Source organism: Streptomyces sp. NPDC029296, from assembly GCF_055569255.1.
Window position 1 is genome coordinate 36,145 of the sequence record NZ_JBVHXT010000058.1, and the last position, 10,528, is coordinate 46,672.

The following is a 10,528-nucleotide window of genomic DNA, read 5'->3' on the forward strand; positions in this document are numbered from 1 at the left end:
ACGACCGAGGATCGCAACTACGGACCCAACGACACGACCAACTGCTACATCGACTGGCGGTCGCCCTCCGGGGCGACCGAGGATCGCAACTTGATGTCGCCGTCCGTCCACTCCAGGCCGATCGCCTGGCGGTCGCCCTCCGGGGCGACCGAGGATCGCAACCCACCATGTCTGCCAGAGGAGCGGAGACGCCCCATGTCTGGCGGTCGCCCTCAGGGGCGACCGAGGATCGCAACGGTGTTGTCTACGGAGGCGGAGCGACGACGATCCAGCCTGGCGGTCGCCCTCCGGGGCGACCGAGGATCGCAACTCCAGAACGGTGGGGGCCTGAGCGGTAGCCGCCGGGGCTGGCGGTCGTCCTCCGGGGTGGCCGAGGATCGCAACGTTCCGCACCATCGGATTGTCCGGCCGGGACGCGATGCTGTCGGTCGTCTTCGCGGGCGACCGGTGATCGCAATGCACACCGGGTCGGTAGCCAAGGTGTGGTGGTCGTCTCCTCGTGGTTGGCCTGGGCGCCGTTGGTCGGTGAGTTGGACCTCTTGCGCCATCGGGTCTTCGGTGCTCCTGCTGGCTTTGACCGGGGCGCTGGAGAGGCGGTGGCTGACAGGTCAGAGGGATGGGGCGGCTTCGCGGCTCGATGTCCCGGTATGGGCCAGGGATTTGGTGGGTGCTGATTCGGGTCTGTGGCCGGCTGGTGTCCGAGGGGGCGGATACGGTCTTGGTCTTGGCGCGGAGGGCGCCGTGCGTCTGGTGGGGGAGGGGAGGGTGTAGTGGCGGGTGTGTTGTATGCGCACAGCTTGAGTGGTGTCTCGGGGGTACGGCACACGCTGGAGGACCACTTGCGTGGCTCGGCTGCGTTGGCGCGGCGTTTCGGGGAGGTGTTCGGGGCCGGGGAGTTGGCGGAGTATCTGGCCTTGGTGCACGACGTAGGCAAGGGGACGTGTGCGTGGCAGGACGGGCTCCGGGCCGTCGAGGCGCGCGGAGGTGGGGGGAGGGTGGGGGTTGGGCACAAGCATGCCGGCACGGTGCTGGCGGAGCGGTATACGCAGTTGGCGTGTGCGGCGGTGGTGTTCGGGCATCACGGCGGGCTTCCGGACCTGGAGCGGCTGCGGGACGAGTTGCACAAGGGCCGTCCGGGTGGTTCGGAGGCTGCGCGGGTTCAGGAGGCGGTCCGTGCTGTGGAGGGGATTGTTCCGGAGATTCACCGTTCGTCGCGGATCACCCTGCCCGGCTGGTTGCTTGACCTGCCGAGGCGGGAGCAGGGGTTGGGGCTGGACCTGCTGGTGAGGATGCTGTTCTCCTGTGTCGTGGACGCGGACTACCTCGACACGTCCGCCCACTTCGAGGGTGCGGCGGTGCGGGTGGGGGAGCGGGCGGACATGGCGGCGCTGGTGGAGCGCTATGAGGTCCGGCGCAAGCGGTACCTGGCGGGGCGGGAGTCCTCGCCGGTGGACGCGCTGCGGCAGTCGGTGTACGAGCGGGCGTGCGCGGCGGCGGCGGGCGAGCCGGGCGTGTATGTGCTGCAGGTCCCCACCGGTGGGGCGAAGACCATGGCCGGGGGTGCCTTCGCGCTGCGGCACGCGGCACAGCATGGCAAGCGCCGTGTCGTTTTGGCGGTGCCGTTCATCTCGATCACGGAGCAGAACGCGGCCGTGTACCGGGACCTGCTCGACCCCGAGGACACGGGCGGCGGGCCGGCGGTGGTGCTGGAGCATCACAGTGCGGTGGACCTCGACGTGGAGGAGGCTGGGTTCGGCGAGATGGCCGAGGAGCAGCGCGAGGCGTTGCGGCAGCGTGCCCGGACGGCGAAGCTGGCGGCAGAGAACTGGGACGCGCCGTTCGTGGTGACCACCACGGTCAGGCTGTTCGAGTCCCTCTTCTCACACAAACCGTCGCAGATGCGGCGTCTGCACAACCTGGCCGGCTCGGTGATCGTCCTGGACGAGGTGCAGGCGCTGCCGGACCGTCTTCTCGCGCCGATCCTGAGCGGGCTGCGGGGGCTGGTGGACCACTTCGGGGTCACGGTGCTGCTGGTCTCGGCGACCCAGCCGTCGTTCTGGGAGCTGTCGGCGTGGAAGGGGCTGGAGCGCAAAGCGGTCATCGACGACCCGGCGGCGCTGTTCGACGCCCTGCGCCGGGTGGAATACGAGTGGCGGACGGGGCAGGACGTCACGCTGGAGAGCATCGCCCGGGAGGCGGCGACGCACCCGCAGGTGCTGACGGTGGTCGGCACGACCAGGGATGCAGCCCGTTTCCACCGTCACCTTCAAGCCGCCTTCGCCCAGGGCCCGGTGCTGCACCTGTCGACACGGATGACCGGCGCCCACCGCCGGGAGGTGATCGCGCAGATCCGTGAACTGCTCGGCCGGGGGGAGCCGGTCCAGGTGGTGTCGACCAGTCTGATCGAGGCGGGGGTGGACGTCGACTTCCCACGCGTGTACCGGGCGTGGGCGCCGCCGGAGTCCCTGCAGCAGGCGGCCGGACGCTGCAACCGCGACGGACGCCTGCCCTCCGGCACCGTAATCGTCTTCGACCCCGCAGACGGCGGCCGGCCGCGCAGCGACGAGTACCGCACCGCGGTGCAGACCGGGGAACAGTTCTTCGGACCGCATCCGCTCGCCGCGCCGGACGATCTCGACGCACTGCACCACTACTACCAGCGGCGCTACGCCTACCAGCAGGGCGGGGACCCGGAAGCGGGGCTCGGAGCGCACATCCAGAAACTGCGGCGCGCCCTTGACTTCCCCAAGGTGGACCGTGAGTTCCAGATGATCGAAGAGGAGCACAGTGTCCCGGTGGTCGTCATCCGGGACGAGCGTGACCGGGAGCAGATCGAAGAAGCCGTCGCACAGCTGACGGATCCGTACCGGCCCTGCGGCCCGGAGGTGCTGCGCAGCCTCCAGCAGCACACGGCCTCCCTGCCCAAGAGGGAAGCCGACGCCGCGCTGCGCTGCGGACTGGCCGTCCCCGTGACGGGCGACCTGCTGCTCTGGCACGGCGCCTACCACGAGCAGCGCGGTCTGGACCCCGACGAGCCGGAGAGCCTCGACGCGTACGGCGTGGTGTGACTGACTCGCCGGGGACGGCCGCCAGCGTGCCACGATAGGCGAGTGGCCTGATGCGGGCCTGTGGCAGCCTCCCCGGCTTCTGACCGGGGTGAGGCTGAGGATCGCAACATTGAGTTCAGGGTGGTCTAGCTGGTCCGGTCGATCAGCGAGCGCGGGGGGGGGGGGGGGGGGGGGGGGGGGGGGGGGGGGGGGGGGGGGGGGGGGGGGGGGCGAGGGGGGGGGGGGGGGGCCCACCCCCCCCCCCCCCCCCCCACGTCTACGTCCGGGTACGTCTCTCGTCGTATCCCAGGGCTATCTCTGGTGAAACTGCCCTCCCGCCCCACCGGCCTCCCCTACGGTCGCAATCCTAGGCTCTACGCTTTAGCTAAACCACAGTGAATTCAATGAAGGGAAAGGGAAGCAGGACCGTGCTTACTACTCCAGCAACAGATGCGGTGCCCTTGTCCGTTGAGATTCTCGTCCTGGTCGTCGTTGTGGTCAGGAGGCTCAGGATCAAACTGCGGCTCGCGATCGGCTGAAGCGGCCTCGACGGGAGGCCCTCCCAGAAGGCGCATACGGCGCCGGCGGGAGGGCCCCCTCCCGGAGAGATTCTCGCGCTCCTCTCCCTTCGGTGCTCCAGCCGGTAGCGGCATTTCGTGGAAAGCCGCTGGTGAGAGGACGTTGTCAGTGCCGGGTCCTATTCTTCGCTGTCACCACGACGCCTCCGGCAACTCGGAGGCAGGGCAAGCAACTTGGGGGTTTTGTATGGCCGTTCGCACGGCCCCTGCCTCAGCTGATCGCCGGGGCAACGGGGGATGGACGTTTCCCGATCTGGTGGTGGAGGTGTCCGGGCCTCTGGCCTGCTTCACCCGGCCCGAGCTGAAGGTGGAGCGGGTCTCGTACCCGGTGATGACTCCGTCGGCCGCGGTGGGGGTGCTGGAGGCGATCTTCTGGAAGCCGGAGATGGCGTACGTCATCACGGCGATCGAGGTGTTGAAGCCGATCGAGTGGACGAAGATCCGGCGCAACGAGGTGAAGTCCGTGATCAGCGCCACGGAGGTCGCCGCGCTGCGCAAGACCCCCGGGCGTCGCTACGACGTCGAGAACGACCGCGATCAGCGCAACAGCATGCTCCTGCGCGATGTGCATTACCGCATTCGCGCGCAGATCCTGCGTGCTCCGCACGCCGCGGACGTGCCCGAGCAGAAGTACCGCGATCAGCTGCGCCGGCGCGTCGACAAGGGCGCCTGCTTCTGCGAGCCCTATCTCGGCTGCCGGGAGTTCAGCGCCTCCTTCGGGCCGCAGACGGACGCCCGGCCGATCGACCGCGACGAAGAACTCGGCGTCATGCTGCACTCCATCATCCATCCCGCCTCCGGCGGGGAGCGGTACCGCTGGTTCCACGCGCAGCTGCACCAGGGCGTGGTGCCGGTGCCCGTCGCCCCGCTGGGCGCGGACAAGATCGCCATGCCGGCTTCGTCCGCGTGGCGTGCCGACGGCCCCGGCACGGGGCGGTGAGCACGGAATGCTCCTGCACCGTCTGAACGAGTACGCGGCGCGTGCCGAGGCGGACGGCGAGCTGCCGCCGCCGTACTACCGGCCCAAGCGGATCCAGTGGATTCTGCAGCTCAACGAGGACGGAACCGAGGCCGACTTCGTCTCACTGCGTGAGAAGCCGCTGGAGACGACCGCCCCGTACGCCTACCGGTCCGGGACGATGCCGCCGCCGTACCTGATGGTGGACACGGCCCAGTACGTCCTCGCTCTGCCCAAGCAGGCCCCGGGCAAACCGGTGACCGAGCGAGCCGCCGAGGAGGGCTGGCGCCGGCGTGACGCCTACGCCGACCTGCTGCTGGCCTGGGCGGATGCGGCACCGGACGACCCGTACGCCACGGCGGTACGCACGTTCGTCACCACGGGTGTCCTGCACCGACTTGAGGCGCCGCAGGAGATGACGGCCGCCGACAACATCGCCCTGGTGGCGCACGGCAACACCTGGCTGCACCAGTTGTCCAGCGTCCGCGAGGCGTGGGCGAACAGCGTACGGACCCGCAAGTCCGGCAAGAACGCCGCCGGGTTATGCCTGGTCTGCGGCAAGGACGGGGAACTGCTCAGCACCATCCCCGAAAGCATCAAATCGGGGGCCATCCCCACCGCCGGCCGGGGCCGCGACGCCCAGCTCGTCTCCATCAACGCCGCCGCGCAGGGACGAGGCGGCGCCCTGCAGCTGGTCAACACGCCCGTGTGCGAGCGGTGCGGCGGACGGGCCATGGCCGCCTTGAACCTGCTGCTCGCCAGCGACACGAACCGCCGTCGCGCCACCGACTCGGTCACCGTGTGGTGGACACGCGAGCCGGCCGACGACCTCTTCGACACGCTGGACACCCCCACCGACGCCGCGGTGGCCCGGCTCCTCACCTCGCTGCACGAGCACCCGGACCCGGCCACCGCCGAACGGATCGACCCCAACGCCTACTACGCCCTGACCCTGGGCCTCAACAACGCCCGGGCCGTCGTCCTGGACTGGCTGGACATCCCCGTCGGACGGCTCCGCAACCACCTCGGCGCCTGGTTCGCACACCACCGCGTCTACGACGGCTGGAACCACACCTACCGCTACTTCCCGCTGTGGCGCCTCGCCCTGGCCGCAGGCCGCTGGGACGCCAAGGCGAACAAGTACGCCACCGGCAGCGCCCCCAAGGGCTTGGAGCAGGAACTCCTGCACGCGGGTCTGACCCGGAATCCGGTCCCGGCTCGCCTCCTGCCCCACCTCCTGCAGCGCATCCGCGCGGACCGGCACGTCGATCCCCCGCGCATCGCCCTGCTGCGCCTCGCGCTCCACCCGAACCGGAAGGACCACCAGGTGACCGCCCCCGCCGACCGCCTCGATTCCGCTCAGCTCGATCCCGGCTACCTGTGCGGGCGCGTCTTCGCCGTCCTCGAAGCCATCCAGTACGCGGCACTGCCGGACGTGAAGGCCACCATCGGCGACAAATTCTTCGGCACCGCCATGACCGCGCCGGCTGCCGTGATCAAAACCCTGCGGCTGGGCGCCAACGCCCACCTCAAACGGCTGCGCCGCGACAACAAGGCGGCCTACACCGCGCTCAGCAGGAGGCTGGCCGAGACGTTCGCCGCCTTCGACCCCCACGACGGCATCCCCACCCTCCTCACGACCGAGCAGCAGGCCAAGTTCGTCCTCGGCTACGAACACCAGCGCGCCGCGGACTTCGCAGCCAAGGCCGCGCACAAGAAGAACAAGGACCAGGCCGCCCACGACGCCGCTGCCGAGGCCGGGTAACAGGCCCCGCCCGGGCATCACACTTCCTCACGCACGTCCGTTCTTGGCCCGTGCCGCAACAGCCGCGGTTTCGGACCCTCAGCTCGCACCCCTTACGGAGAACGCCATGACCAGCCCTCACCTCGACCCGAACCGCAAGATGGACTTCGTCTTCCTCCTCGAAGCCCGTGACAGCAACCCCAACGGCGATCCGGATGCCGGCGGCATGCCCCGCACCGACCCCGTCTCTGGACAGGGCCTGATCACCGATGTCGCCCTCAAGCGGAAGATCCGCAACACCGTCGCCCTCCTCAACGAGGAGGAGAAAAAGCCCGGCTATGACATCTACGTCGAAGCCGGCGTCGCCCTCAACAGCCAGCACGAACGCGCCTACGCGGCCGACGCCGCGGGCTCCGAGGCCAGCCAGATGGACGCACAGCAGTGGATGTGCCGCACCTTCTTCGACGTCCGCATGTTCGGCGCCGTCATGACGACCGGACAGAAGAACCGCCAGGCCGGCCGCGTCCGCGGCCCGATCCAGCTCACCTTCTCCCGCACGGTCGACCCGATCACGCCCCTCGAATTCGGCATCACCCGCGTCGCCCCTACCAAGAGCGAAGACCTCGAGAAGAAGACCACCGAGATGGGCTCCAAGCACATCATTCCCTACGGCCTCTACCGCGGGGAAGGCCACTTCAGCGCCCCCCTCGCCGGCCGCACCGGCGTCACCAGCGACGACCTCGTCATGTTCTGGCGCGCCTTCACTCTCATGTTCGACCACGACCGCGCCGCGGCCCGCGGCGAACTCAACCTCCGGGGCCTGTACGTCTTCACCCACGACGACAAATTCGGCAGGGCCCCCGCCCGCCAGCTCCTCGACCGCGTCTCCGTCAAGGGACCCGGCGACGCCACCGCCCGCGCCTTCAGCGACTACCAGGTCGACGTCCGCCAAGCCGACCTGCCCGAAGGTGTCTCGCTCACCACCTTGATCGGATGACCGTCACATCCCGCCAGGGCGGAGAGGCAGAGCCGGCCCAGGTCCCCCTCTCCGCCCTGGAGCACTACACCTACTGCCCACGCCAGTGCGGGCTGATCCTCCTTGAGGACTCCTTCACCGACGACGCGGCCACCGTGCGCGGCACCCTCCTCCACCAGCGCGTCGACACCCCCGGCAACCGCGGCCGCGGCACCGTGCGCACCCTCCACGCCCTGCCCGTCTGGCACGACGGCCACGGGCTGACCGGGATCTGCGACACCGTCGAACTGCACGCAGACCGGCACCGTCCTCCCCGTCGAACACAAATCGGGCCGCTACCACCCCGGCGGCCCCGCCGACGTCCAGGTCGCCGCCCAGGCCATGTGCCTGGAGTACATGTTCAAACAACCGGTCACCACAGCAGCCATCTACTCCGGCACCGACCGGCGACGCCACACCGTCACCGTCGATGAGGCCCTGCGCACCCGCGTCCTCGACGCGACGAACGCCGTCCGCAGCCTCCTCAGCCACAACCACACGCTCCCGCCCCCCGTCGCCGACAGCCGCTGCCGACGCTGCTCCATGGCCACCGACTGCATGCCGAAACTCCTCACAGGCACCCACCGCTACCAGCAGGCCCTGCACGACCTGTATCTCATCGACCACACCCAGGACGACGACGAGTGACCACCGAACTCCTCAACACCCTCTACGTCCAAACTCAGGGCACCGACCTGCGGCTGGACCAGGACACCCTGCGTATCCACCTCCCCGACACCCCGGGACGCCGCACACTGCCCCTGCGACGGCTCAACGGCATCGTCGTCTACGGCCACGTCAACCTCTCCACAGAACTCATCACCCGCTGCGCACAGGACAAGCGACCCGTCACCTGGATGAGCAGAGGAGGCCGCTACCTGGCCCGCCTCGACGGCGCCGTCCACGGCAACGTCCTTCTCCGTCACGCACAGCACCAACGCCATGACGACACCGACACCCGCCTCGGCATCGCCCGGAACATCGTGGCCGGCAAGATCCGCAACAGCCGGTGGATACTGCTCCGAGCCGCCCGTGACGCTGCACCCGCCCGCCGGGAACACATTCGCAACGCCGCCGAAGACCTCGCCGAGGCTATCGGCAAACTCGGCGCCGCAGAGTCCATCGACGTCGTCATGGGCACAGAAGGCCAGGCAGCCCGGAACTACTTCGCCGCCCTCCCCCACATCCTGAGTCCCACCACCGACCTGCCGCCCTTCACCCACCGCAACCGACGCCCGCCCACCGACCCCGTCAACGCGGCACTCTCCTTCACCTACGGCCTCCTCCGCGGCCTCGTCCACGGTGCCCTCGAACAGGTCGGCCTCGACCCGTACCTCGGGTTCCTCCACGGCCTCCGCCCCGGAAAACCGGCCCTCGCCCTGGACCTGATGGAAGAATTCCGCCCTGTCCTCGCCGACCGCTTCACCCTCACACAGTTCAACCGTCGACAACTGCGGGCCAGCCACTTCGACCACCTCAGCGGTGGCGCCGTAAGCCTCACCGAGGACGGCCGCAAAGAACTGATCGCAGCCTGGCAAGAATGGAAGACCCAGACCTGGGACCACCCCATCGCCGGCCGAGCAGTACCCGCCGGCCTCCTCCCAGTCATCCAGGCCCGCATCCTCGCGCGCCATCTGAGAGGCGAACTCCCCGGCTATCTCCCCTGGACGGCCGCCTGATGGACCTGCTGCTCACCTACGACGTCGACACCACCAGCCCAGCTGGCCAACGCCGCCTTCGCCGCGTCGCGAAACTCTGTGAAGGCCACGGCCTGCGGGTCCAGAAATCCGTTTTCGAGATCATCGCCGATGAAAAGACACTCCTCACCCTCCTCCATGACCTCGACCAGATCATCGACTCCGACACCGACAGCATCCGGCTCTACCGGCTGCCCGCCGACGGCTTCGACCACGTCCAGACTCTCGGCATCGCACAGGTCCAGCCCCATCGTGGAGACCTTGTACTCTGACGGACCATGACGCCCGCTAGACGACCGACGGGCGGATGCGTCTTCCTCCCGCCCGCCTGCTTCGGAACCGGAAGCACACACGCGACACGCGGATCGCACCGAAGCTAAATGTCCGCATTCCATAGCTCTGTCGCCTGTCGCTCCACTAATCGGGAGCGAGCGGTAGGCTGATTTTGCTGCTCAGGCAACGTGGCGGTCGCCCTTCGGGGCGGCCGAGGATCGCAACTTCGGTACCAACGCCCCCTCGTCCTGGCCGACGAACGTGGCGGTCGCCCTTCGGGGCGGCCGAGGATCGCAACTCCAAGTCCGGCAACGGCAAGGGCGCCCACGACCTGGTGGCGGTCGCCCTTCGGGGCGGCCGAGGATCGCAACCGCGCCATCCTCGCCGAGCAGCGGATCCACGTCAGGTGGCGGTCGCCCTTCGGGGCGGCCGAGGATCGCAACAACGACGGCGCTATCGGTGCGGACTGGGGGAACAGCGTGGCGGTCGCCCTTCGGGGCGGCCGAGGATCGCAACTCCGCGACGGTCGCCGCCGTGGCCTCGGCCTGCTTGTGTGGCGGTCGCCCTCCGGGGCGGCCGAGGATCGCAACAACTGGTTCCCGCGCGCCTGCCGGCGCTGCACGTGCGTGGCGGTCGCCCTCCGGGGCGGCCGAGGATCGCAACGGCGTCACCCGCCAAGCCGCCATGCGCGCCGTCCAAGTGGCGGTCGCCCTCCGGGGTGGCCGAGGATCGCAACTACACGGGCTCAAAAAGCCTGGGCATGACGGCGACGTGGCGGTCGCCCTCCGGGGCGGCCGAGGATCGCAACATCCCCGACACCGTCAACACCCTGGTCACCGCCACGTGGCGGTCGCCCTCCGGGGCGGCCGAGGATCGCAACGGCCGAAGGTAGTCGAGGGCCTTCCAGAGCTCTTCGCGTGGCGGTCGCCCTCCGGGGCGGCCGAGGATCGCAACGACCCAGCGCCGGCCGCCAGCCCCGACCTTACCGAGGTGGCGGTCGCCCTCCGGGGCGGCCGAGGATCGCAACAGCACACCCGTCCACACCGACCAACCGAACCGGCGCGTGGCGGTCGCCCTCCGGGGCGGCCGAGGATCGCAACGGCGTTGATCTCGCCCCGGATTGTCGGCGTACAAGCGAACGTGCACCACCTCGTACGGATGAAAGTGCACCATTTCTGATGCGGTGACGGGGTGTCGGCCGTGAGTCTGCTGCTGT

General features: G+C 69.4%; 6 protein-coding genes, 1 pseudogene and 2 CRISPR repeat arrays. All 7 genes and pseudogenes read left to right on the forward strand.

Features of this window, described 5'->3' with window-relative positions; all coding sequences use genetic code 11:
* Positions 1 to 53: 53 nt before the first annotated feature.
* A CRISPR array of direct repeats spans positions 54 to 384; the repeat unit is 37 nt; unit sequence CTGGCGGTCGCCCTCCGGGGCGACCGAGGATCGCAAC.
* A gap of 395 nt (positions 385 to 779) precedes the next feature.
* The 7 genes and pseudogenes from ACZ4W9_RS36350 (at position 780) to cas2 (ending at position 9,311) form a co-directional block, all read left to right on the forward strand.
* Complete coding sequence (locus ACZ4W9_RS36350; protein ID WP_467943078.1) at positions 780 to 3,068, forward strand: CRISPR-associated endonuclease Cas3''; 2,289 nt, start codon at positions 780 to 782, stop codon at positions 3,066 to 3,068.
* 822 nt (positions 3,069 to 3,890) lie between these two features.
* A complete protein-coding gene (gene cas5c, locus ACZ4W9_RS36355) occupies positions 3,891 to 4,565 on the forward strand; it encodes a type I-C CRISPR-associated protein Cas5c (protein ID WP_467943070.1) in 675 nt (224 codons plus the stop codon).
* Between the two features lie 7 nt (positions 4,566 to 4,572).
* Positions 4,573 to 6,348 (forward strand): type I-C CRISPR-associated protein Cas8c/Csd1, encoded by a 1,776-nt coding sequence (gene cas8c, locus ACZ4W9_RS36360; protein ID WP_467943072.1) that lies wholly within the window; start codon positions 4,573 to 4,575, stop codon positions 6,346 to 6,348.
* Between the two features lie 106 nt (positions 6,349 to 6,454).
* Entirely contained in the window at positions 6,455 to 7,324 is an 870-nt protein-coding gene (gene cas7c, locus ACZ4W9_RS36365; protein WP_467943074.1) for a type I-C CRISPR-associated protein Cas7/Csd2, read from the forward strand.
* Positions 7,325 to 7,663: 339 nt separating this feature from the next.
* Positions 7,664 to 7,990, forward strand: a pseudogene (locus tag ACZ4W9_RS36370) (CRISPR-associated protein Cas4); the annotation flags it as partial.
* Positions 7,987 to 9,021, forward strand: coding sequence for a type I-C CRISPR-associated endonuclease Cas1c (gene cas1c, locus ACZ4W9_RS36375; protein ID WP_467943076.1), 1,035 nt, complete (start codon positions 7,987 to 7,989; stop codon positions 9,019 to 9,021). The pseudogene ACZ4W9_RS36370 and the gene cas1c, both read left to right, overlap by 4 nt.
* The gene (cas2, locus tag ACZ4W9_RS36380) at positions 9,021 to 9,311 is read left to right on the forward strand and encodes a CRISPR-associated endonuclease Cas2 (protein ID WP_249460137.1); all 291 of its coding nucleotides are present in this window, start codon (positions 9,021 to 9,023) and stop codon (positions 9,309 to 9,311) included. Before cas1c ends, cas2 begins: the two co-directional genes overlap by 1 nt.
* A 189-nt stretch (positions 9,312 to 9,500) precedes the next feature.
* Positions 9,501 to 10,412: direct repeats of the CRISPR family, unit length 37 nt; unit sequence GTGGCGGTCGCCCTCCGGGGCGGCCGAGGATCGCAAC.
* Positions 10,413 to 10,528: the final 116 nt, after the last annotated feature.